The sequence below is a fragment of the Brevundimonas vesicularis genome (genome assembly GCF_027105095.1).
Taxonomy (GTDB): Bacteria; Pseudomonadota; Alphaproteobacteria; order Caulobacterales; family Caulobacteraceae; genus Brevundimonas; species Brevundimonas vesicularis_E.
In genome coordinates this window covers 3,032,651-3,054,565 of the sequence record NZ_CP114278.1, presented here as the reverse complement: position 1 = coordinate 3,054,565, position 21,915 = coordinate 3,032,651, and the positions used below count along the sequence as shown (strand labels likewise).

Annotated in this window: 29 protein-coding genes and 1 riboswitch; of the genes, 16 read left to right on the top strand and 13 right to left on the bottom strand. The window is 65.8% G+C overall.

The window, feature by feature from the left end; all coding sequences use genetic code 11:
• Position 1: 1 nt before the first annotated feature.
• From O2K97_RS15265 to O2K97_RS15235, 7 genes are all read right to left on the bottom strand, one after another.
• Positions 2-541 carry an ATP-binding protein gene (locus O2K97_RS15265; protein ID WP_269219920.1) on the bottom strand — a complete coding sequence of 180 codons (540 nt, stop codon included), beginning with the start codon at positions 539-541 and terminating at the stop codon, positions 2-4.
• 8 nt (positions 542-549) lie between these two features.
• The gene (locus tag O2K97_RS15260) at positions 550-975 is read right to left on the bottom strand and encodes an ASCH domain-containing protein (protein ID WP_269219919.1); all 426 of its coding nucleotides are present in this window, start codon (positions 973-975) and stop codon (positions 550-552) included.
• A complete protein-coding gene (locus O2K97_RS15255) occupies positions 953-1,993 on the bottom strand; it encodes a GNAT family N-acetyltransferase (RefSeq protein WP_269219918.1) in 1,041 nt (346 codons plus the stop codon). Before O2K97_RS15255 ends, O2K97_RS15260 begins: the two co-directional genes overlap by 23 nt.
• 93 nt (positions 1,994-2,086) lie before the next feature.
• Positions 2,087-4,024 carry a phosphomethylpyrimidine synthase ThiC gene (thiC, locus tag O2K97_RS15250; protein WP_269221150.1) on the bottom strand — a complete coding sequence of 646 codons (1,938 nt, stop codon included), beginning with the start codon at positions 4,022-4,024 and terminating at the stop codon, positions 2,087-2,089.
• Positions 4,025-4,212: 188 nt separating this feature from the next.
• Positions 4,213-4,322, bottom strand: a riboswitch (TPP riboswitch).
• A 16-nt stretch (positions 4,323-4,338) separates the two neighbouring features.
• Positions 4,339-4,716, bottom strand: coding sequence for a hypothetical protein (locus O2K97_RS15245; RefSeq protein ID WP_269219917.1), 378 nt, complete (start codon positions 4,714-4,716; stop codon positions 4,339-4,341).
• 4 nt (positions 4,717-4,720) lie between these two features.
• Positions 4,721-5,572 (bottom strand): TIGR02587 family membrane protein, encoded by an 852-nt coding sequence (locus O2K97_RS15240; protein WP_269219916.1) that lies wholly within the window; start codon positions 5,570-5,572, stop codon positions 4,721-4,723.
• A gap of 34 nt (positions 5,573-5,606) precedes the next feature.
• Positions 5,607-6,224, bottom strand: a complete 618-nt coding sequence (locus O2K97_RS15235; protein ID WP_269219915.1) for a TetR/AcrR family transcriptional regulator — start codon at positions 6,222-6,224, stop codon at positions 5,607-5,609.
• A 56-nt stretch (positions 6,225-6,280) separates the two neighbouring features.
• Here O2K97_RS15235 and O2K97_RS15230 point away from each other — a divergent pair, with 56 nt between their 5' ends.
• The 10 genes from O2K97_RS15230 (at position 6,281) to O2K97_RS15185 (ending at position 14,186) form a co-directional block, all read left to right on the top strand.
• On the top strand, positions 6,281-6,673 hold the full coding sequence (locus O2K97_RS15230; RefSeq protein ID WP_269219914.1) for a DUF4260 domain-containing protein: 393 nt from the start codon (positions 6,281-6,283) through the stop codon (positions 6,671-6,673).
• 154 nt (positions 6,674-6,827) lie between these two features.
• Positions 6,828-7,358 carry a hypothetical protein gene (locus tag O2K97_RS15225; RefSeq protein WP_269219913.1) on the top strand — a complete coding sequence of 177 codons (531 nt, stop codon included), beginning with the start codon at positions 6,828-6,830 and terminating at the stop codon, positions 7,356-7,358.
• Between the two features lie 95 nt (positions 7,359-7,453).
• Positions 7,454-8,464 carry a D-cysteine desulfhydrase gene (locus O2K97_RS15220; RefSeq protein WP_269219912.1) on the top strand — a complete coding sequence of 337 codons (1,011 nt, stop codon included), beginning with the start codon at positions 7,454-7,456 and terminating at the stop codon, positions 8,462-8,464.
• 14 nt (positions 8,465-8,478) lie between these two features.
• Complete coding sequence (locus O2K97_RS15215; protein WP_269219911.1) at positions 8,479-8,745, top strand: DUF3253 domain-containing protein; 267 nt, start codon at positions 8,479-8,481, stop codon at positions 8,743-8,745.
• Positions 8,746-8,841: 96 nt separating this feature from the next.
• Positions 8,842-9,423 (top strand): hypothetical protein, encoded by a 582-nt coding sequence (locus O2K97_RS15210; protein WP_269219910.1) that lies wholly within the window; start codon positions 8,842-8,844, stop codon positions 9,421-9,423.
• Positions 9,424-9,471: 48 nt separating this feature from the next.
• Entirely contained in the window at positions 9,472-10,677 is a 1,206-nt protein-coding gene (gene chrA, locus O2K97_RS15205; protein ID WP_269219909.1) for a chromate efflux transporter, read from the top strand.
• Complete coding sequence (locus O2K97_RS15200) at positions 10,674-11,351, top strand: aspartate/glutamate racemase family protein (protein ID WP_269219908.1); 678 nt, start codon at positions 10,674-10,676, stop codon at positions 11,349-11,351. Before chrA ends, O2K97_RS15200 begins: the two co-directional genes overlap by 4 nt.
• A 49-nt stretch (positions 11,352-11,400) precedes the next feature.
• Positions 11,401-12,381 carry a nucleoside hydrolase gene (locus tag O2K97_RS15195; RefSeq protein WP_269219907.1) on the top strand — a complete coding sequence of 327 codons (981 nt, stop codon included), beginning with the start codon at positions 11,401-11,403 and terminating at the stop codon, positions 12,379-12,381.
• A complete protein-coding gene (locus O2K97_RS15190) occupies positions 12,378-13,223 on the top strand; it encodes a ribokinase (protein WP_269219906.1) in 846 nt (281 codons plus the stop codon). Before O2K97_RS15195 ends, O2K97_RS15190 begins: the two co-directional genes overlap by 4 nt.
• A 582-nt stretch (positions 13,224-13,805) precedes the next feature.
• Positions 13,806-14,186, top strand: a complete 381-nt coding sequence (locus O2K97_RS15185) for a hypothetical protein (RefSeq protein WP_146756729.1) — start codon at positions 13,806-13,808, stop codon at positions 14,184-14,186.
• A gap of 52 nt (positions 14,187-14,238) precedes the next feature.
• On the opposite strand, the gene O2K97_RS15180 is transcribed toward O2K97_RS15185, so the two are convergent.
• Positions 14,239-14,820, bottom strand: coding sequence for a hypothetical protein (locus tag O2K97_RS15180; RefSeq protein WP_269219905.1), 582 nt, complete (start codon positions 14,818-14,820; stop codon positions 14,239-14,241).
• 79 nt (positions 14,821-14,899) lie between these two features.
• Positions 14,900-16,030 (bottom strand): zinc-dependent alcohol dehydrogenase family protein, encoded by a 1,131-nt coding sequence (locus tag O2K97_RS15175; RefSeq protein WP_269219904.1) that lies wholly within the window; start codon positions 16,028-16,030, stop codon positions 14,900-14,902.
• A gap of 135 nt (positions 16,031-16,165) precedes the next feature.
• Between O2K97_RS15175 and O2K97_RS15170 the strand changes: the two genes are divergently transcribed.
• Complete coding sequence (locus O2K97_RS15170) at positions 16,166-16,600, top strand: acyl-CoA thioesterase (RefSeq protein ID WP_017506452.1); 435 nt, start codon at positions 16,166-16,168, stop codon at positions 16,598-16,600.
• A gap of 3 nt (positions 16,601-16,603) precedes the next feature.
• Here the strand turns inward: O2K97_RS15170 and arsH are convergent, their stop codons facing one another.
• From arsH to O2K97_RS15155, 3 genes are read right to left on the bottom strand one after another with little or no spacing between them, the layout of a single operon-like run.
• A complete protein-coding gene (gene arsH, locus O2K97_RS15165) occupies positions 16,604-17,347 on the bottom strand; it encodes an arsenical resistance protein ArsH (RefSeq protein WP_269219903.1) in 744 nt (247 codons plus the stop codon).
• Positions 17,344-17,769: an arsenate reductase (glutaredoxin) gene (gene arsC / locus O2K97_RS15160; protein WP_017506450.1), complete on the bottom strand. Its 426-nt coding sequence runs from the start codon at positions 17,767-17,769 to the stop codon at positions 17,344-17,346. The genes arsH and arsC overlap by 4 nt, the downstream gene beginning before the upstream one ends.
• A gap of 5 nt (positions 17,770-17,774) precedes the next feature.
• A complete protein-coding gene (locus tag O2K97_RS15155; RefSeq protein ID WP_017506449.1) occupies positions 17,775-18,110 on the bottom strand; it encodes an ArsR/SmtB family transcription factor in 336 nt (111 codons plus the stop codon).
• Between the two features lie 81 nt (positions 18,111-18,191).
• Here O2K97_RS15155 and O2K97_RS15150 point away from each other — a divergent pair, with 81 nt between their 5' ends.
• Entirely contained in the window at positions 18,192-19,475 is a 1,284-nt protein-coding gene (locus tag O2K97_RS15150) for an arsenic transporter (protein WP_269219902.1), read from the top strand.
• A 4-nt stretch (positions 19,476-19,479) separates the two neighbouring features.
• On the opposite strand, the gene O2K97_RS15145 is transcribed toward O2K97_RS15150, so the two are convergent.
• Positions 19,480-19,680 carry a hypothetical protein gene (locus tag O2K97_RS15145; RefSeq protein ID WP_017506446.1) on the bottom strand — a complete coding sequence of 67 codons (201 nt, stop codon included), beginning with the start codon at positions 19,678-19,680 and terminating at the stop codon, positions 19,480-19,482.
• Positions 19,681-19,828: 148 nt separating this feature from the next.
• Here O2K97_RS15145 and O2K97_RS15140 point away from each other — a divergent pair, with 148 nt between their 5' ends.
• From O2K97_RS15140 to O2K97_RS15125, 4 genes are all read left to right on the top strand, one after another.
• Positions 19,829-20,602, top strand: coding sequence for a YebC/PmpR family DNA-binding transcriptional regulator (locus O2K97_RS15140; protein ID WP_055753937.1), 774 nt, complete (start codon positions 19,829-19,831; stop codon positions 20,600-20,602).
• Positions 20,603-20,648: 46 nt separating this feature from the next.
• Entirely contained in the window at positions 20,649-20,945 is a 297-nt protein-coding gene (locus tag O2K97_RS15135) for a nucleotidyltransferase family protein (protein ID WP_017506444.1), read from the top strand.
• Complete coding sequence (locus tag O2K97_RS15130; protein WP_112862636.1) at positions 20,935-21,309, top strand: DUF86 domain-containing protein; 375 nt, start codon at positions 20,935-20,937, stop codon at positions 21,307-21,309. Before O2K97_RS15135 ends, O2K97_RS15130 begins: the two co-directional genes overlap by 11 nt.
• Positions 21,310-21,384: 75 nt before the next feature.
• Positions 21,385-21,903 (top strand): hemerythrin domain-containing protein, encoded by a 519-nt coding sequence (locus O2K97_RS15125; RefSeq protein ID WP_269219901.1) that lies wholly within the window; start codon positions 21,385-21,387, stop codon positions 21,901-21,903.
• Positions 21,904-21,915: the final 12 nt, after the last annotated feature.

Sequence of the window (21,915 nt, the reverse complement as noted above, 5' to 3'; positions counted from 1 at the left end):
GTCAAATCGCTAGGGCGGCGCGGAAGCCCGCTAAGTCTCCCGATTTTACCACTACGAGCGATACGCCCATCTCTTCTGAATAGCCCCTGCAAACGGTTAGCGATCGCTCTTGATGTTCATTGAGTTCTGAAGTTGTCCGCACGGGGCGTGGACGGTCACCAGAAAGTCGACGTGTCGCAATGGCGGCGGGGTCGTCCGTTAGAAAGATCAATCTACTAGGCTTAAGGGACGCAATCGCATCTACCGGAATGTCCACCAGCACTTTGTCATTATCAATAACGCTGTGTGCATCCAGAAGGATATGTCGAGTGCCGGCAGGGAACGGCCATTCACTGAGTGCTGACGCCAATACCTGCTGATTTTCGACCAAACGGTCTTGTTGGGCCGTTCGAAGCTCTTCCCCGGTTTGTGAATGTGCAGCCTTAAGCAAGTCGCTGGCGGAAACGTGAGAAATACCCGTCTCTTGATCTATTACTCGTCTTCCCATCGTGGTTTTTCCCACGCCCGAAAGGCCAAATAGAATAGAGACCTCTCGCTTCATTTTTGAACCTAGAGAAGTTGTAAAGTTTCGTTTTCATGGGCTGATCGCCGTCTTCCGGCATCATCCACGTACATATACGACTGAGGTGGTACAAAATTGTCGATTATTTCGTGTGGCATTACAGGCTCTGGGTACTGAATCACATTCTCAATTTTCAGAGCAAATGCACAGTCTCGCCCATTGAAATAGCTTTCAAAAAGTTGCTGAGAAATTCCAGCGCCTTTTCTTGTTGTCTCCCACAATTTTTCAGGAGTATCCGACATGATATCAGCAACATCAAACTCTCCAACCAGTCTTCCAACCGGCTGAGTTGCGTATACTACGACCGTTTTTACGGATCGATCTTTGTAAACGCTCTTTCTGAATTCGAAGGTTTTTTCGCCGGAAAATATTCTATCCGCGAATTCGGGTTTAATCGACAACAAGACTTTCATTGATTTTCCCTAACTTCAAAATGTGATCGAACTGAGTCTGGGAGAGTTCGAAAAAGTCATAGCGGCGCGTAGAGCTCAGCCCAACGGTGTCGATGAGCTGCCCTCGAGTGGTGCGTTTTTCAAAGGCGGCATTGTAGGTCATGCGAATGACGTGCATTCGCTTGCCGGAATCCCACCACGCCTCCAACTCGTCTTCACTGAAGACGCTATGTGGGCGAGCGTAATTTAGGAAGTCGCCCTTGTCGCGAAAATCCTTCCGCGACCGGACCTCTTCTACCACGCAGATAGAGGTTACGACGGACCGGAAATATGCCGCTCCCTTACCGTCGGAGCATCGGTACATTACGAGGATGTCGCCGCGCTTCAGTCCGCCCACATTCATAGAGCAAATATAGACTTTATGTATAGTGTTGGTGTGGGACAGGTCCTCTACAATATCTTTAGATTCGTTGTTTAATATTGAATCTGGTAGCAGTTTTGTGTGCCATTCGGGATATATGGCAAGTAGATACTTTTTGTGCCCATTTTGGTGAATGAATGGGTAGTCGCGGCGAATTTTGCCGGTCAGAACCGAGAAATCACGAATAAAAACTAACTCTGTTCCGTTTGGGCTCGTTTTTGTAGCGTATTGCGTGAATCCGTATCGTTTGAATAGACGTATTAGGCCCGCGTGCTCTTCGAAAACTGTAACGTAAACGCCATCGACTCCTGCCTTTATAGCTGCATCAAATATTTTCTTTACGTAACGCTCGCCAAGCTTCGTGCCGTGGGCAACGATTTTTAGCGTGCCCACCTTCATTCTGTCTGCAGCAGGGAGAGGTGGATCGACATCATCGATGATGCCGTGCTCGACTTTTAGGTAAAGAAAGCCGCGAAGCTGTCCATCTTCTTTAAATGTGACGTAGACTGGTTCGCTTGCCTTTGATGCAAACCAAACCGGAAACTCTTTGTATGCAGCTTTGAGAGAGTCGAAGAACGGGTCGCTCAAATCCACCTCAGCGAAGGTGGTCAGGATCATTGGAGCCGCCAAGTCGCCCTCCCAAGCGAATCATGTTCTCCGAATCTAGACTAAGTTGTCGGTTGTTAACCAGAGGTCATTGCGGCTACGCCCTCACACCTTCACCTCCACCACGCCGCCCCCGGCCCGGAATTTCGCGCTCATCTCCGCCATGCCGGCTTCGGCTTCCGACAGGGAGGCGCCGGCGTCGTTCTGGGCGGCGGCGGCGTCGCGGATGTCCTGGCTGATCTTCATCGAGCAGAACTTGGGGCCGCACATGGAGCAGAAGTGGGCGGTCTTGTGGGCCTCCTTGGGCAGGGTGGCGTCGTGGTATTTGCGGGCGGTTTCGGGGTCCAGACCCAGGTTGAACTGATCCTCCCAGCGGAACTCGAACCGGGCGCGTGACAGGGCGTCGTCGTGCAGGCGGGCGGCGGGGTGGCCCTTGGCCAGGTCGGCGGCGTGGGCGGCGATCTTGTAGGTGATGACGCCGTCCTTGACGTCCTGACGATCCGGCAGGCCCAGGTGCTCCTTGGGCGTGACGTAGCAGAGCATGGCCGTGCCGAACCAGCCGATCATGGCCGCGCCGATCGCGGATGTGATGTGGTCATAGCCCGGCGCGATGTCGGTGGTCAGGGGCCCGAGCGTATAGAAGGGCGCCTCGTGGCAGTGCTTCAGCTGCTCGTCCATATTCTGTTTGATCTTGTGCATCGGCACATGGCCGGGGCCCTCGATCATGACCTGGCAGCCCTTGGCCCAGGCGATTTTCGTCAGTTCGCCCAGGGTGCGCAGCTCGGCGAACTGGGCCTCGTCATTGGCGTCGGCGATGGAGCCGGGGCGCAGGCCGTCGCCCAGGCTGAATGACACGTCATAGGCGCGCATGATGTCGCAGATGTCCTCGAAATGCTCGTAGAGGAAGCTCTCCTTGTGGTGGGCCAAGCACCACTTGGCCATGATGGAGCCGCCGCGCGAGACGATGCCGGTCACCCGCTTCGCCGTCATCGGCACGAAGGGCAGGCGCACGCCCGCGTGGATGGTGAAATAGTCCACGCCCTGTTCGGCCTGTTCGATCAGGGTGTCGCGGAACACCTCCCACGTCAGGTCCTCGGCGACGCCGCCAACCTTCTCCAGCGCCTGATAGATGGGCACGGTGCCGATGGGGACGGACGAGTTCCTGATGATCCAGTCGCGGATGTTGTGGATGTTCCGGCCCGTCGACAGATCCATGACGTTGTCCGCGCCCCAGCGGGTGGCCCAGACCAGCTTGTCGACCTCGTCGTCGACGGAGCTGAGGACGGCCGAGTTGCCGATGTTGGCGTTGATCTTCACCAGGAAGTTGCGGCCGATGATCATCGGCTCGACCTCGGGGTGGTTGATGTTGTGCGGGATGATGGCGCGGCCGCGGGCGATCTCTTGCCGCACGAACTCGGGCGTCACGAAGTCGGGGATGCTGGCGCCGAAGGATTCGCCGTCGCGCTCCAGTGGCGAGTGGCGAGTGGCGAGTGGCGAGGTCGATGCGGGAAGCGGCACGGTCGAGCCGTCTGCCAGGGTGACAGTCTGAGCAGTTTGGCTCGCCACTCCCCACTCGCCACTCGCCACTGCATCCCGTCGCAGGTTCTCGCGGATGGCGACATATTCCATCTCGGGCGTGATGATGCCGGCTTTCGCGTATTCGTACTGGGTGACGGGGCGGCCCTCGACGCCCTTGAAGACGCGGTGGTTGGAGGTGTCGAAGCGCGGGGCCAGGTGGCGGCCGGACGCATGGCCGTTGTCCTCGGGCTTGACCTCGCGCGGATTGGCGACGGGGGCGATGTCGCCGCGATCCAGCTGCCAGCTGGATTTGACGTGGGGCAGGCCGCGCTTGATGTCGATGGTCACGGTCGGATCGGTGTAGGGGCCCGATGAGTCATAGATGGTCACCGGCGGCTCGTTGGCCGAGGGGTGGACGGCGACCTCGCGGAAGGGGACGCGGATGTCGGGATAGAGTTCGCCGGCGACATAGACCTTGCGGCTGCCGGCCCGTTCGCCGGTCGGGATGGTCCCTGTCTCCTTCATCACCTGCTCGCGGGCGTCTTTCAGCGCCAGATCCACATTCCCTTCGTGGCTAGCGCTCGCGACACGGTCGCTCGCTGCTTGAGCCAGGTCGAGCTCTTCGGGCAGGGCGGGCGGGGTGACTTGGATGTTCATGGCGGCCTCAAACGGTTTGAGGTCCGCCGACGTCGGGCGCGAGGGTCCTGTAGCGTGGACCAGAAGCGTACTCATCCCTTCGCCGGCATGACCCGGATCAGGTTCGACGGGTCAGAGGAGAAACCTCTATCTCAGCCGCTCGATTGCGACCCCCCGGAGAACGTCGCCACCATAACCCAGGCTCAGGGCGCCGACCAGCCCATGACCGAGACGGCTGCTGAGCGCGGATCGGCGTCGAAGCGGAGGTAGGCCTTGGCGTGGCCGTGGCCGGGGACATAGTCCAGGCTGGCGGTCGCGGTCTGATCGCCCAGAACCCCTTCGATGTCCACGGCGGCGGCGGTGTCGTCGCCGTCGTTCTGAACCCGGACGGTCGCGACCTGGCCTGCGGCGGTGACGTCCACGGCGACGATGCGGGCGCTGAGCGCGGGCGGGGCTGTGGGCTGGAGCGCCTCCCACACCACGATGCCGATGGCGGTCAGGGTGATGACGGCGCCGAGCAAGGCCATGCCCCATTGCAACAGAGGGCGGGTCGATGCGGCGGGCTTCTTCTTCGTGGGCATGGGGTCAGACCAACAGACGGGCGGCGGCGGCGCCTATGGCGGCGGGGAAGCCCAGGACGACCATGGTCTGGACCACGCCGGCGACGGCATGGCCGTCGGTGCGGCCGAACAGGAACAGGGTGAACAGGCTGACGGCCAGGGCGATGGCGTAGCCGGGCAGGGTGAAATGCAGGAAGGCCTTGATCGGATGATCGGCCTCTTCCTGACCGGCGAAGCCCGCCTTGAAGACGATCAGATGGAGCAGAAGGATGGAGACGGCGATCAGGGCCAGGATGTGGGCGGGCGTCGCCTTGTAGGCGATCAGGATCATCTCCTCGGTCGGGGCCACGTTCAGGGCGAAGAAAAGGGCGCCGGCCGCCATCAGGAACAGTTCGCCGAAATAGGAGGCCTGATCCTCGTCGGTGTCGCCCCCGCCGTCCCCGCTGAGCTGACGCCGGGCCAGAAGCGCGCCCATGGCGCCGGGAATGGCCTGAAGCGCGACCATGCCCAGGCCCTCGCGCGGCGGCGCGTCCCATTCCACGACGCCGAACAGGATCAGGAGCATGGAGGCGGTGATGAAACCGACGGCCAGGGCCACGGCGGTGTCCAGCGCTTCGTTGACCGGCCCGCGCCGCTTGGAGAAGCCGGCGTAATAGGCCAGGCCGTACAGCAGCGGCAGGCCGGCGACGATGAAGGTCAGCAGCCGCCAGCGGTCCATGATCACGCCCTGCGCCCACATCTCCATCGTCATCAACAGCGGGATGTTGAACACCAGGGCGCCGGCGAAGGCGCGGCCCAGATCGCGGACATAGGCGCGCTCGCGTTGCAGATCCAAGAGCGGCGCGGCGGCGGTCATGCGGCGGCAACGCTTGGGCACCGGCTTTGGCTCCCGACGTCCTCCGCCACGGCGATCAATCCGGCCAGACCTGCATCAGGCGATCGATCGCGGCCTCGATTCGGGCCCACCCCGGGTCGTCCAGTTCAACGCCGGCGAAGCGGCCCCGCGCGTCGGAAGCCAGGGCCAGGTGCTGAACCGCCGCCAGAACGATGACGTTCAGCGCGACCGCATCCCCCTCGGCGGGAAGAGCGATCTGAGGGCGACGCGCGGCCATCCAGTCCTGCATCACGCGCGACCGGGCCGCTTCCAGGCGCCGCAGAAGCGGCGTGTCCTGCGCGATCTCCCAGGCCAGCATCCGCAGAACCAGAGGCTGGGTGCGCAGGACATGCAGATAGGCCAGGACCGACTCGCGCATGAAGTCGCGATAGGTGCTCGCCGTCGACGGCGGCCGTTTTGCAAGAGCCTGGCCCAGCCAGATGTCTGCTCGTGCGGCCAGGCGTTCGACCACGCCGTCGAGATCGGTGAAATAGCGATAGATCAACTTGCGATCCACGGCCGCCTCGGCGGCAAGAGCCTGGACATTCAGTGCTGTCCAGCCGTCGCGGAGGAGTAGTCGGCGGGCGGCCTCGACGATGGCGGTTTCGGTCGCGGGTCGATCGCGAGGGCGAACCTTTGGGAGTACGGTTGACATGTCCCATACATGAGACATATCCATATGTCCCACAAGCGGGACATATGGAGCGCCTGATGAGCGGCATGACGACGGTCCCCGCGATGCGGAACTGGCTGAGGCTGGAAAGCCTGGCGATCCTGGTGTTGTGCGTCGGGCTCTACGCCCATATCGGCGCGCCATGGTGGCTGTTTGTAGCAGCCTTCCTGGCGCCTGACCTGTCGTTCGCGGGCTATCTGTTTGGCGGCCGCGTCGGGGCCTGGGCCTATAATCTGGCGCACAGCCAAGCGGGTCCAGTGGTGCTGGGTCTGGCCGGTCTGTGGGCGGCGCCCATGCTGACGCCGCTGGCGTTGATCTGGGGCGCCCACATCGGCTTGGATCGGATGCTCGGTTATGGGTTGAAGATCGGAGGGTCGTTCGACCAGACCCATCTGGGGCCCATCGGCAAGGCGGCCTCCACTGAGGCGTGATCGCGCGGCGTGGCATCGGAAAGGCCCGTCGTTAGCCAGACCGTGGGAGGGCCATGTGATGAGGGCGAAGGTTATTGCAAGCGCTTGTCGAACAGCGTTCAGGCGGAGTTCATTTTCTGTCACGCTTGGTGAGGGCCTCTAGGGAGAGGGAACCATGAAACAGATCAAGACGACCGCCATCTTGGCGTTTCTGGCGTGTGCGGGACTGACGGCCTGCGCCTCGGTGGATGTCGGCGGCGAGCCGATGGCTCTGTCGCCGGCCATGGCCGAGCAGGCGCGGATCGGCAGCGTCACAACCACGACCGGCTGGCTGGACGCCGAGGACGACTTCGCCGACACCTTCAACGACGAGGTGCTGAACGAAATGGGGCTGTGCGCCGGCGGTCGGCATCGGCTGAACCTGAGCATCCACGTCGAGGCGCTGAGCCGGGCGCCGCGCCTGGCCATTCTGGCCGGCGATCGCGCCGAACACCGGGTGCGGGCGACGGCGGAACTGCGCGATCCGGCCCAGGGCGGTCAGGTGGTTGGGCGTTATCCGCTGGTCGTGACGGTGGATGCGGGGGCCGGAGTGCTGGACGCCCTGATGGATCGGCAGGCGGTCACGTCGCAAGCCTTCGCCCAGGCCCTGTGCGACGCCGCCTTCGTTGCGCCGACGCGTGTGGCCGAGGCCGGCGCGCCGGGCTGAGGCCGAAGGCGGGGCGAAGGGGCGGACGGCCTGGGTCTGGCGCTTTTGAATGTCACGGGCGCGGGCTATCAAGACGGCGAACAGGAAACCGTCCCATGCATCTCGCCCGTTTCGCCCGTATCCGCCTGGCCCATCTGCCGACGCCGCTGGAGCCGCTGCCCCGCCTGTCGGAGGAGTTGGGTCTGGATCTGTGGATCAAGCGCGACGACTGCACCGGCCTGGCCGGCGGCGGCAACAAGACCCGCAAGCTGGAGTTCCTGCTGGGGGCGGCGTTCGAACAGGACGCCGACACCCTGGTGACGCAAGGGGCGGTGCAGTCGAACCATGTGCGCCAGACGGCGGCGGCGGCCGCCGCCCACGGTCTGGCCTGCGAAATCATTCTGGAAGAGCGGACGGGGTCCAAGGCGACGGACTATGTCGGCAACGGCAACGTGCTGCTGGACCGGCTGTTCGGCGCAACCCTGCGCACCGTGCCGGGCGGGACGGACATGGTCGCCGAGCTGGAGAAGACGGCGGACGTGGTGCGGGCGCGGGGCGGCAAGCCCTATGTCATTCCCGGCGGCGGATCGAACCCGATCGGGGCTTTGGGCTATGTCGATTGCGCGCGCGAGATCGTGGTCCAGGCCGATGAGATGGATCTGGAGGTCCACCGGATCGTGACGGCGACGGGCAGCGCGGGCACCCATGCGGGCCTGGTCGCCGGGCTGGCGGTCATGGGGGCGGACATTCCCGTGCTGGGCATCGGTGTGCGGGCGCCCAAGGACAAGCAGGAGGCGAACGTCTTCAAACTGGCCGAGGAGACGGCCGCTCTGTTGGGCCAGCCCGGTCGGGTGACGCGCGAGATGGTCGTCGCCGACTGCGACTATGTCGGCGAGGGCTATGGCCTGATCGACCAGGGGGTGATCGACGCCTTGACCCTGGCCGCGCGTCTGGACGGGATCGTGCTGGACCCGGTCTATTCCGGCAAGGCGATGAAGGGGCTGATCGCCCTGGCGCGCGCCGGCCGGTTCACTTCTGGTTCTGGGGGCGAGACGGTGGTGTTCCTGCACACCGGCGGGGCGCAGGGGCTGTTCGGCTATCAGACCGAGATCGAAGGGGCGCTGTAGGCGCGCCGTCGGTCATGGACCCGCGCGAGGCGACCCTGGCGCTGCTGGCCGCTCGGGCCGAGGGCGCCACCGTCTGCCCCAGCGAGGTCGCGCGGGTGGTCGCGGGCGAAGGCGGCGCGTGGCGCGAGGCGATGCCTGACGTCCACGCCGCGGTGGACGCCCTGGTGAACGAGGGCGCGGTGCGACTGAGCTGGAAGGGGCGGCCGCTGGCGGTCCGCGCGGGACCCTATCGGATCGCGCGGGCTCGAGGCGGTCAAGACGGGGGCTGCGACTTTGGATGATCGCGTCTATGCCGCGCTGCTTGTGCTGGTTTAGGCTGACGCCGGTGTCATAGCTGGGCTGCGGATCGGAAAGCGACATTGACGAAGGTGAGCATCTTGAAAGTTCTTGTCCCCCTGCTTGTCGCCGCGGGCCTTTTGGGTTGCGGATCAGAACCCGCCACTTCGGCCGAAAACAAGCGTGAAGCCAGTGCTGGGCAGGGTATCCAGCCGGTTGCCTCGAACACCTTGGGCCAATGCTCGACATTTATGGGCGCCTCGCTATCCGACGCCGATCGTGCGGCGCTTTGGGACGGTCGTGGCGACGCTCAGCCTCTGTGTCTGTTCGTGGCTTCGGTGGCTTGGGCGGATCATGATCGACACAAGGCGTCTGACCTCTACGCACTGGCGATGGTCCGTTATCGATACGACGCCGTGAGATGCGCGGCGCCTGTCCCAGACGCGCTCGTGTCATCGATGGTCGCCGCCCGCATGGCCACCGAAAGTCGGCTTGCCGACCTTGGCATTTTTGTCGGGCCTCAAGAGATCGGCGCCGCAGCGCAGCGATCGGAAAGTTACGTCTATCCCGTGGGCCACCTTCAACAGCAATGCGAGGGCAAGCTGAGGCCCGAAAGCGAGTGGGCCGGCTTGAGGGTGGAGATGCAGGACGCGGTCGCAAGAGCCATGGCCAGCCCTGAGTAAGGGCTGGCCTGACTTGCAAACCCTTTTAGCGAGATCGGGACTGATCGGATGATTGCGCCGCAGTCCGAACCTGTCCCGCCGGCGCTGTCTTTGACGGCGGTGTTTCTGCGGTTTCTGCGGTTCGGGCTGCTGGCGTTTGGCGGGCCGGTGGCGCAGATCGCGATGATCCGGCGCGAGCTGGTCGATCAGGACGGGTGGATGTCCAGCGCGCGGTTCAACCGGCTGCTGGCGGTGTTGCAGGTCCTGCCGGGGCCGGAGGCGCACGAGCTGTGCGTGCACATGGGCATGCGGGCGCGGGGGCGGATCGGCGGCCTGCTGGCGGGCCTGGGGTTCATGCTGCCGGGGCTGATCCTGATGCTGGGGATCGGCTGGGCCTATGTGGCGCTGTCGCCGGTTGTGGGCCTGCTGGCCGGGGCGTTCCTGGGGGTTCAGGCGGCGGTGGTCGCGGTGATCGTGCGCGCCGTCTGCAAGATCGGATCGCATATTCTGGAGGATCGCTGGCTGTGGGCCGTCGCCGTCGTCGGCTTTGCGGCGACCCTGGCCGGGGCGGCGTTCTGGATCGTGCTGGCGGCGGGCGGGGCGGCCTATGTGCTGGTCCGGGCCGGGCGGGTCGGCTTGGCCGTCGGGGTCGTGGCGCTGGCGGTCGTTGCAGCCTTGGCGATGCACGGGCTGGGGGACGGAGGGCCGGTCTTGGGACAAGCCTCGGGGCAGGGGGGCGACGTGGGCGCAGCCGCGATGTTCTGGACGGGGCTGAAGGCGGGGCTGCTGACGTTTGGCGGCGCCTATACGGCCATTCCCTATGTGCGCGCCGATACGGTGGGGCGCGGGCTGATCGACGACGGGACGTTTCTGGACGGGATCGCCTTTGCGGGAGTGATCCCGGCGCCGCTGGTGATCTTTTGCACCTTCGTCGGCTTCGTGGTCGCGGGCTGGGGCGGGGCGCTGGCGATGACGGCCGGGGTGTTCGCGCCCGCCTTCGCCTTTTCGATGATCTTCTATGAGCGGCTGGAGGCGGTGGTCGAGGACCGGCGGCTGCACGATCTTCTGGCCGGGGTCGCCGCCGCCGTCGCAGGCATCATCGCCGCGACCAGCGTGGAACTGGGCTGGGCGACCTTGCAGCGGGCGCCGTCGATGGCGGCGGCCGTGGCAATCTTTGCGGGCGCCCAGGCGGTGGCGTGGGCCTGGAAGAGCCGCTACGCCGTGCCGGCAGTTCTGGCCGCCGCCGCGGTCGTGGGATGGGGCGTGATGCGATGAGCAAAATCCTGGGCGTGATCGGCGGCATGGGACCGGCGGCGACGGTGGCGTTTCTGGCGCGGGTGCAGGCGCTGACACCGGCGGACGGGGACGCTGATCACATCCGGGTGGTGATGGACCTGAACCCCCAGGTCCCCGATCGCAACACGCGGCCGGGCGAGGCCGAGGTGGTGCTGGGACAGATGGCCGAGGGGCTGGCGGCGGCGGGGGCCGAGGTGATCGCCATGCCCTGCAACACCGCCCACGCCCAGGCGGGAGCCATCCGCGCGCTGTGCGCCGCGAAGGGCCTGGGCTTCATCGACATGATCGCGGCGACCGCGGACGCGGCGGCGGTCTCTGGAGCCAAGCGGATCGGGGTGCTGGCGACGCCGGGGGGCGAGCGGCTTTACACGCAGGCGCTGGCGGCGCGCGGGGTCGAGACAGTGCTGCTGGAGGGCGCGGACCGCGAGGCCTTCATGGCGCTGGTCTACGGGGTCAAGCGCGGCGATGTCGGCGAGGCGGCGCGGGCAGGGATGTTGCGGCTGGCTCAGACCCTGGCGGAGGCGGGCGCGCACGGGCTGATCGCCGGCTGCACCGAGGTGCCGCTGCTGCTGAGGGCCGAGGATACGCCGGTTCCCCTGACGGATTCGGCGGAGGTGCTGGCCCAGGCGTGCGTGGAAGCGTGTCGGGTCTGAGGCGCGGTTGCGGCTTGCTCCGCGCGGCCGGCCTGCCTAGTCATGGGCGGTGTCTATTCAGTCCCTGATCATCGATTGCGACCCCGGCGTGGACGACGCCGTGGCGCTGTTTCTGGCCTTCGCCGCGCCCGAGCTGGAGCTGCTGGCCGTCACCACGGTCGGGGGCAATGTTCCCGGCGCCAAGACCCAGCGCAATGCGCGCATCATCCGCCAGATCGCCGGGCGCGAGGATGTTCCGGTGTTCGGCGGGGCCGAGCGGCCGCTGAAACGTCCGCCGGCGGGCGCGGGCGCGTTTCACGGCGCCGAGGGTCTGGGCGATCTGGAGCCGTTCGAGCCGACGGGGATCGTCGGCGACGGGCCGGCCGCCAACGCCATCGTCGATCTGGTGATGAGCCGGCCCGAAGGTTCGGTCGCCATCGCCGTTCTGGGGCCGATGACCAATCTGGCGCTGGCGATGCGGCGTGAGCGGCGGCTGGCCGAACGGCTGGGGCCGGTGGTCGTCATGGGCGGGGCGCGGTCGGAAGGCGGCAATGTCACCGCGTCGGCCGAGTTCAACATCTGGGCCGATCCCGATGCGGCGGCGGTGGTGTTCGGATCGGGGTGTCAGGTGGTCGCCTTCGGCCTGGATGCGACCCATCAGGTGCGTGCGACCGAGGCCCGGATCGCGGCGATAGAGGCCATCGACAGCGAGGCCGCGCGGGCGGCGGCGTCAACGCTGCGGTTCTCGCAGCGGGTGGAGCGCGAGATCGTGGGCTGGCCCACTTTCGATTGGGGCGCCCCATTGCATGACCCGTGTCCCATCGCCTGGCTGATCCGGCCTGACCTATTCGAAACCAAGCCCTGCCGGATCGAGGTGGAGACGGGTTCGGACCTGACGCGCGGGCATACGGCGGTGGAGTTCCGGATTGATCCGGCGACGGCGCGGCATCGCTGGGCGGTCGCGGCGGATGCGCAAGGGGTGTTCGACCTGATCGTCGCCAAGCTGAAGGCCCAAGCTCTGGAGGTTGAGCCGCTGGAGGCCGGCGCATGAGGATCACCGTCGTCGGCTCGATCAATCTGGATCTGGTCGCCACTGCGCCCCAACTGCCGGCACCGGGCGAGACGGTGACGGGGGCGACCCTGGCGCGCCATCCCGGCGGCAAGGGCGCCAATCAGGCGCTGGCGGCCGAGAAACTGGGCGCCGAGGTCTGTCTGATCGGCCGGGTCGGGAACGACGCCATGGCCGGCGAGGCCTTGGCTCTGATGGAGGACCTGGGCGTCGATCTGGCGGGGGTGGAGGTCGATGTGGCGGCCCCGACGGGCGTGGCCCTGATCGCCGTCGATCCGACCGGCGAGAACCAGATCGTGGTCGCGGCCGGCGCCAACCATATGGTCACTCCTGAACAACTGCCCCAGCGGATCGAGGGCGCGCTGATCGTGCAGCTGGAGCTGCCGATCGAGACGGTGGAGGCGGCGGTGGGCCGGGCGACGGGCTTCGTCTGCGCCAATCTGGCGCCCGCCGCGCCGGTGTCGGAACTGCTGCTGCGCCGCGCCGACCTGATCGTCGTCAACGAGACCGAGGCGGCCTTCTATGGCGACGGCCTGCACCGGGGCGGGGGACGGGTCGTCGTCACCAAGGGCGCCCGAGGCGCGGCCCTGTATCAGCGGGGCGTCGAAATGGCCTGGGCGACCCCGCCGGCCGTCGAGGCGGTCGATGCGACGGGCGCGGGCGACGCCTTCGTCGCCGCCATCACGGTGGCTTTGCTGGAAGGCATGGACCCGGCCGAGGCGCTGCGCTTCGCCTGCGCCGCCGGGGCCTTCGCCGCGACCCGCCCGGGCGCGCAGCCCTCAGCGCCGGAGCGCGATCAGGTCGAGGCGCTTTTAGCGTCCTGAGCCTCACCCCGTCGGCGTCAGTCCGGGACGTCCGGAGGACGAACCCGGAAGCCAGGAGGGGGAGCTGGATGCCTGCTGTTTCAATGGCGAGGCGCTGGTCCTGGGTTCCGGGTTCCTCGCTGCGCTCGGCCCCGGAATGACGATTTGGGAGGTGTTCGCCAATCCGCTCCTCCCCGCGAAAGCGATACTCGAACGTAACACAGTAACAGCCTTCGGGGTTGGCGTCGGGGTCGGGGGCGCGTAGGTCTAGGGTTCGGGATTTGTGGGGACTTCCGACGATGATGATGCGTCGACGTGGGGTTGGGCCGGTTCTGGCGGCGGTGCTGCTGCGCGGCGTGGCGGGTGGGGCATTGGTCAAGAGTGCGGGGGGCTTAGAACGCAGCGCCGCCGTCGAAGCCATTGTCTGTGCCTGCGTGACCTATGATTGCCGCTAGTGGCGCTGTGCAAGCAAACCAAGGTGCAGCTTTCACCGAGGCCCAATGGGATTGTTATTGCGACCGCGACACCAACTAACTGAAATGCTGTCAGTGGGATAAGGGCGCCGATCTGGGCTGGCGCTCTATTTTCGGAGGGTTAGAATTCATGATGCATCGGCTTTTGACTGCAATCGCGATCCTAAGCATCAGCGGCTGCGCGACATCCGCTCCAAAATCTCGCTCTCCCGTCGGACGCGTGATCTGTTCTGAAGGCTTTGCTCCGCTCAGATTTACACCGAACGCGGACAGCCTCTCACCATTCTTTGCAAAGGTCATCGACTGGCCCGCGCAAGCCGCGTTGGATTGCAGCAGTGTGGTCCTGATTGTCAGAGGGTTGCCGCAACCGACGCAAAGCTCTCTTGAAGGCCGTCGCGCGACAAATGTCGCCAAGGCGCTACAGAGCTTTGGCGCGCCAATGCCGTCATTCGAGCTAGGTGACGAAATGGACCAGGCAGAGCCTTCGCTTCAAATCTACGCCAAACCTTAGATCGCCAAGGCCATCCTAAGCGTGTGTCGCGTCGTCCAAGTTACCGGCCAAATCATGGAGCATTGACGGCCGCGAGACGGGCGTCCTGTTCCGCCTGGGGCGGGACGCCGAAGACGGCGCGCAGGCTGTCGGGGATCAGGGCGCGGTCGTAGGGATCGAGGGTGGCCGGGGCGTCGCGGGTCTTGCGGGTCTGGGTGCCGTAGATCTGGGGCTTGTCGGTCATCTGCAGATAGCGGTCGAGGGTGGCGGCGGCGATCCAGGCGCCTTCGGGCGAGCCCTTGGCGACGGCGGCGACGGCCAGGCTATGGGCCAGCAGATAATCCTCGGGCGTGGAGCCGTGCTGGAAGACGAAGGCGGCGGCGCGGTAGTCCTCGCCGGTCTGGAGCGCGCCGGCGTCCAGCAGGGCGCGGGTCTGGACCCGGCGCGCGGCGTCGCCCGTGATCATTTCGGTCATGCGGGCGCGATCCTTGAAGAAGTCGGGCGACAGATTCTGACGCACGGCCTGGTCGGCGGCGAAGATGGCGGCCATTTCCGCGTTGTTTTGAGGCGAAGTCTCCTGCGCCAGGGCCGGAACGGCGAAGGCGAGGGCGATGGCCGACATCGCGGCGGCGCAGGACAGGCGAGACGGGCGCATGGGAGATCTCCGCTGAAGCTTGAGCGGACATTGGTCTGCGGATTTGCGGCCGAAAGCGGGCGGCGGGATTACAGTGTCGTCAGGGTCTGACGATCAGCCGCACCACCTCCCCGGCGTGGAGGCGGTCGAAGCCGGCGTTGATGTCGTCGAGGGGAATGACGCCGCTCATTAGGCGATCGACGGGCAGGCGACTCTGGCGATACAGGGCGACGTAGCGGGGGATGTCGCGGCTGGGGACGCAGGTTCCGATGTAGGAGCCCTTCAGCGTGCGCTCCTCACCGACCAGGGAGACGACGTTGACGGCCAGCGTCGCATCGGGCGGCGGCAGGCCGGCGGTGACGGTGGTTCCGCCGCGCCGGGTCATCTTCCACGCCGCCTCCAGCGCCCGGACCGCGCCGGCCATTTCGAAGGCGAAGTCGGCGCCGCCGTTCGTCAGCGCGCGGACCTGATCGACGGCGTCCGCGTCAGCGGCGTTGACCGTGTGGACAGGCCCCAGGGTGCGGGCCAGGGCCAGCTTGTCCTCGGACAGGTCGACGGCGACGACGGGGCTGGCGCCGCTGGCGAGAGCGCCGAGCACGCTGGCCAGGCCCACGCCGCCCAGGCCGATGACGATGACGCTCTGGCCCGCCTTGACCTCGGCGGTGTTCACCACGGCGCCGACGCCGGTCAGGACGGCGCAGCCGAACAGGGCCGCCTCCTCGAACGACAGGTCGGGATCGATCTTGACCAGGGAGCGGCGCGAGACGACGGCCCGCTCGGCGAAGGCGGAGCAGCCGAGGTGGTGGTTGACCGGCTCGCCCTCGCGGAAAATGCGGCGGGCGCCGGACAACAGCTCGCCCCGGCCGTTGGCGGCGGCGCCGGGCTCGCACAGGGCGGGACGGCCGCCGGCGCAGGGGTTGCAGTGGCCGCACGACGGCATGAAGACCATGACGACGTGATCGCCGATGGCCAGATCGGTGACGCCGTCCCCCAGGGCCTCGACCACGCCCGCCGCCTCGTGCCCCAGGGCCATGGGCAGGGGGCGGGGGCGGTCGCCGTTGATGACGGAAAGGTCCGAGTGGCACAGGCCCGCGGCCTTGATCGCGACCAGCACTTCGCCGGGGCCGGGCGGGTCCAGCGTGACGGACTGGACCGACAGGGGGCGGCTGTCGGCGTAGGGGCGGGCGGCGCCCATGTCAGACAGGACGGCGGCGCGGGTCGTCAGGGTCATCGGAACTCCCTTTGGAACGCGCTGCGGCCAGCGCGTTCGTGATCAGACTGTTACCGATAGGCGCTTGACCTAACGTCGTCCAAGCGAGAGCGTCGGTATCGAGAGCGACGGTTCGCGTCGCCGAGGGAGACGACGATGCCGAAACGAGACGAGGGCGCGCTGGCGCAACGGGCGACCTACAAGGCCTTTCACATGGTCTCCACCCGCTGGGCCGACAACGACCAGTATGGTCATATCAACAACGCCAAATTCTACGAGTTCGTCGACTCGGCGGTGAACGCCCATCTGCTGATCGCCAATGCGCTGACGGAATCGATCGGCCTGGTGGTGGATTCGGGCTGTCGCTACACCTCGTCGCTGAAGTTCCCCGATGTGATCGAGGTCGGGATCAAGGTCGATGCGATCGGCACATCTAGCGTCACCTACGGCTTTGCGGTCTTTAAGCGCAGCGTCGACGTCCCCGCCGCCATCGGCCATTTCGTCCACGTCTATGTCGACGCCGAAACGCGCCGGCCAAAGCCCCTGCCGGCCCGGCTGAGGAGCGTGGTGGAGAACCTGCGCGCGGGGTAGGGGCTAGGGCCTGACGGCGATGGCGGACAGGTCCTTGGACCGGTCTAACGGCGTGCCTTGCGCCTTTCGCTCGGAGTAGCGATCCACGAGCTGCGCGGCATGGGGCCGGGTCAGGACTGTGAACCGCACCAACTCTTCCATGACGTCGACGATGCGGTCGTAATAGGCCGACGGCTTCATGCGGCCTGCGTCGTTGAACTCCATGAAGGCCTTGGCGACGCTGGACTGGTTGGGGATGGTGATCATCCGCATCCAGCGGCCGAGCAGGCGCAGGGTGTTGACGGCGTTGAAGCTCTGGGAACCGCCCGAGACCTGCATCACCGCCAGGGTGCGCCCCTGCGTCGGTCGCATCCCGCCCATGTTCAGCGGCAGGTGGTCGATCTGAAGCTTCATGATCGCCGAGATCTGGCCATGGCGTTCCGGGCTGCACCAGACCATGCCTTCGGACCACATGGCGTGCTCGCGCAGGGCGTGGACGGCCGGATGGTCGTCGCCGGCGACCTGATCGGTCAGGGGCAGGTCGGACGGATCGAAGATGCGCGTCTCGCACCCCATGACCTGCAACAGCCGCGCCGCCTCCTCGACGCACAGGCGCGAGAAGGACCGTTCGCGCAGGGAGCCGTAGAGCAGCAGGATGCGCGGCGCGGGATCGCCCGGACCCAGGCCCTGTGCGGGCGTCGCCGAAAGATAGGCCGGATCGAGCGCCGGCAGATGGTCGGGATCAGGCAGGGCGCGAAGGCGGCTCATCCGATCACGCGGCTTTCGTCGGCGTCGACGACGACCTCGCCGTCTTCCTTGGTGAAGGGTTTCAGTCCCTCTTGAGGCAGCAGGTCCAGAACCGTCTCGGACGGGCGGCACAGTTTCACGCCTAGGGGCGAGACGACGATGGGACGGTTCATCAGGATCGGATGCGCCGCGATGGCGTCCAGCAGTTGGTCGTCCGACAGGCTTGTGTCATCCAGGCCGAGGTCGGCGTAGGGCGTGCCCTTTTCGCGCAGGATATCGCGCACCGATCCGCCCATTCGTTCGACCAGTTGGGTCACCAGCGCGCGGCTGGGCGGAGTCTTCAGATACTCGATCACATGCGGCTCGATCCCGACGTGGCGGATCAGGGCCAGGGTGTTGCGCGACGTGCCGCAGGCGGGGTTGTGATAGATGACGACGTCCATTGGCCTCAGTCGCAGCAGGGGGCCAGTTCGGCCAGCAGGGGTTGGCAAAGCTCGGCGCGGCCCTGGCAGCAGTCCTTGAGCAGGAACAGCACGACCTCGCCCAGTCGATCCAGATCGGCCCGGTAGATGATCGACCGGCTGCGCCTTTGGGACGCGATCAGTCCGGCGCGCGACAGCACGCCCAGATGCGCCGACATCGTATTGGTCGGAACGGCGAGCCGGTCGGCGATCTCCCCGGCCGGCAGGCCGTCCGGCGCATGGCGGACCAGCAGCCGGAAGGCGTCCAGTCGCGTGGATTGCGCCAGGGCGGCGAGCGCGAGAATGGCGGGTTCAGATTCCATTATTCCAAGATACTGGAAATATGATGTCGTGCAAGCTAGAGGGGGCGCTGCGGTCGTCGGTCGACCGGGATGGAGCCGCCCATGATCGTCGCCTTTCTGATCTTCGCGGTCACCATCACCCTGGTGATCTGGCAGCCGAAGGGCCTGCAGATCGGCTGGAGCGCGATGGGCGGTGCGGCGGCGGCGCTGTTGTTGGGCGTCGTCACCCTGGCCGACATCCCCGTGGTCTGGGACATCGTCTGGAACGCCACGGCGACCTTCGTCGCGATCATCATCATCAGCCTGTTGCTGGACGAGGCCGGCTTCTTCGAATGGGCGGCGCTGCATGTCGGGCGATGGGGCGGCGGCCATGGGCGCAGGCTGTTCGTCCTGTTCGTCCTGCTGGGCGCGGCGGTGTCGGCGATCTTCGCCAACGACGGGGCGGCGCTGATCCTGACGCCCATCGTCATCGCCATGCTGCTGGCGCTCGGCTATGGCCCCAAGGCGACGCTGGCCTTCGTCATGGCGGCGGGCTTCATCGCGGATGCGGCCAGCCTGCCGCTGGTGGTGTCCAACCTGGTCAACATCGTCTCGGCCGACTTCTTCGACATCGGCTTCGACCGCTATGCGGCGGTCATGGCGCCGGTGAACCTGGCGAGCATCGCGGCGACGCTGATAGTTCTGCTCATGGTCTTCGGGCGCGATATTCCCAAGGCCTATGACGTGGAGCGGTTGGCAGCGCCGTCCAGCGCGATCAAGGACCGGGCGACCTTCCTCTGGGGCTGGATCATCCTGGCGTTTCTGCTGATCGGCTTCTTCGTGCTGGAGCCGCGAGGGGTGCCGGTGTCCGCCGTCGCCGCGACGGGGGCGGTCATCCTGCTGGTCGTGGCGGGGCGCGGCGCGGTCATCAGCACGACGAAGGTGCTGCGCGAGGCGCCGTGGCAGGTCGTGATCTTCTCACTGGGGATGTATCTGGTCGTCTATGGGCTGGGCAACGCCGGTCTGACACGCCAGATCGCGGGCCTGCTGGACGGATTCGCGCAGGGCGGGGTCTGGGGCGCGGCCTTCGGAACCGGGTTCCTGACGGCCTTCCTGTCGGCCATCGCCAACAATATGCCGACGGTCCTGATCGGCGCCCTGTCCATCGACGCCTCGGGCGCGACCGGCGCAGCGAAAGAGGCGATGATCTACGCCAATGTCATCGGCAGCGACCTGGGGCCGAAGATGACGCCCATCGGCTCCTTGGCCACATTGCTGTGGCTGCACGTCCTGGCGCGAAAGGGCGTGAAGATCGGCTGGGGCTATTATTTCAAGATGGGCGTGGTGCTCACCCTGCCGGTCCTGGGCGTCGCCCTGGCGGCCCTGGCCTTACGCCTGAGCGTCTAGGGCGTTAGTCGTCCAGACGGCCGATCAGGAACAGGGCGCCGACGGCGGTCAGGGCGCCCAGAGTGAAGGCAGTGACGATCGCGCCGGTGGCCACGGCGGTGGAGACGGTGACCGGGCGGGCTTCGTACCACTCGACGATGTCGGCCTCGCGCAGGTCCTCGTCCATATAGCCCTCGGCTTCATAGATGGTGTCGTCGGCGGTCATGACTTTACGCTCCGTCTGTCTTGCCCGGATCAATACGCCCAAACGGTACAGGTTCCACCCCTGCCACCCCCGATCGGCGTATCGTGACAGGATGCCGCTCTTCGTTTAGGAGGCGCGGCTCAGGTTCAGAACGCTCAAAGACGATCCCATGGCCGGCCACTCGAAATTCAAGAACATCATGCACCGCAAGGGGCGCGCCGATGCGCAGCGCTCCAAGCTGTTCTCCAAACTGTCGCGCGACATCACCGTGGCGGCCAAGTCGGGCCTGCCCGATCCGGCGGCGAACCCGCGCCTGCGCCTGGCGGTCAACAACGCCAAGGCCGAAAGCCTGCCCAAGGACGTGATCCAGCGCGCCATCAACAAGGCCGCGGGCGGCGACGTCGATACGATGGAAGAGGTCCGCTACGAGGGCCGGGGTCCGGGCGGCGTGGGCATCATCGTCGAAGCTTTGACCGACAACCGCAACCGCGCGGCGTCCAACATCGGCGCGGCCTTCAAGAAGAATGGCGGCGCGCTGAGCGAGATGAACTCGGTCGCCTTCATGTGGGACAAGGTCGGCAAGATCACCTACGCCGCCGAGGCCGGTTCGGAAGACGCCGTGATGGAAGCCGCCATCGAAGCCGGAGCCCAGGACGTCGAGAGCGACCTGGTCAAGCCCGACATCTATGAGGACGCGCCGGGCCACACGATCTGGACCGCCTTCGAGGACCTGAACGACGTCGCCGAGGCCATGTCCAAGGTGCTGGGCGATCCCAAGTCCACCGCCATCGTCTGGAAGCCGCAGTCCGAAGTGCCGGTGACCGGCGAGGCCGTCGGCACCCTGTTCAAGCTGCTGGACGCGCTGGACGCCGAGGACGATGTGTCGGCGGTCTATTCCAACGAGGACATCTCCGACGAGGACGCGGCGAAATACGCGGGCTGATTTCGGCGCTCTCGCGTCGGAGCGGTCTTCGCGCTAGACTGGCGGCATGAACAGCGCCGCCGTCATTGCCGTCCTGCGCGAGCACGAAGGGGAATTGCGTCGTCAGGGCGTCACGCATGCCGCCCTGTTCGGATCGGTCGCGCGGGGCGAGGCGCGGCCCGACAGCGATCTGGACATCATGGTCGAGATCGACCCGGCAGCTGAGGTGAACCTGTACGACTATGTCGGCATCACCCAGTTCATTGGCGACTTGTTCGCCGGGCGCGCAGATGTGTCAGATCGCGAGATGCTGATCGAACCCGTCCGACGCGAGGCCGAGCGCGAGGCGATCTTTGCCTTCTGAGCCGGATCGCAAGGAGCGGCTGGCCTGGCGTGCGATTCTGGACAACTGCCTTTTGGCGCAGAGCTTCTGCGAGACCCTGACCGCCGCCGAATTCGCGGCGGATCGCAAGACCTTCTATGCGGTCACGCGGTGTCTTGAGATCGTATCGGAAGCCGCGCGGCGTCTTCGGGGCGCGCAACAGTCGGACCATCCCAACATCCGTTGGCGGCAGATCGAGGATTCCGGCAACGTCTTCCGGCACGTCTATCAGAACGTCGCGGAAAGCCGCGTTTGGGCGATTGTGCACGGCGAGCTGAACGATTTGATCGCCGCCGCAACTGCGGTTCTTGGCGACGAGCCGCAGCGGGAACATCAGCCGAAATAGGGCGCGAGTCGTTCGCACGGAACCGGGTCGTGCGCCGGGCGTAACGAGGCTTCACCGTTACGCCTGGAGCCCCCTATGGACATCACCCAGCTGATCCTCGACGACCATGCCGAACAGCGTCGACTGTTTGCGATCATCGAACAGATCGACCCCAAGGACACAGATGCGCTGAGCGCCGTCTGGTCGCGGTTGTCGGCGTTCCTGGATGTGCACGCCGAGGCTGAGGAGCGGTTCTTCTATCCCGAGCTGCTGAAGCAGGGCGAGGGCGCCAATGACGCCGAGGACGGCACGGTCGAGGGCGAGACTGAAGACGCCATCGAGGACCACAACAAGCTGCGCGACGCGGTCAAGGCGGTGGAAAAGCACAAGGTCGGGACCAAGGCCTGGTTCGACGCCGTGGGCGAGGCGAACGTCGTCAACTCCAAACACATGGGCGAGGAAGAGCGGCAGGGGCTGACCGACTTCCGCATGAACGCCGACGTCGAGACGCGCCATGGGCTGGCGGTCAAGTTCGCCGCCTTCGAGGCCGAGCACATCACCGGCGTAAAGCCGGTGAACAAGGACCCCGAGATCTATATCGAAAAGCACGGCTGAGGCGGGCGCTTC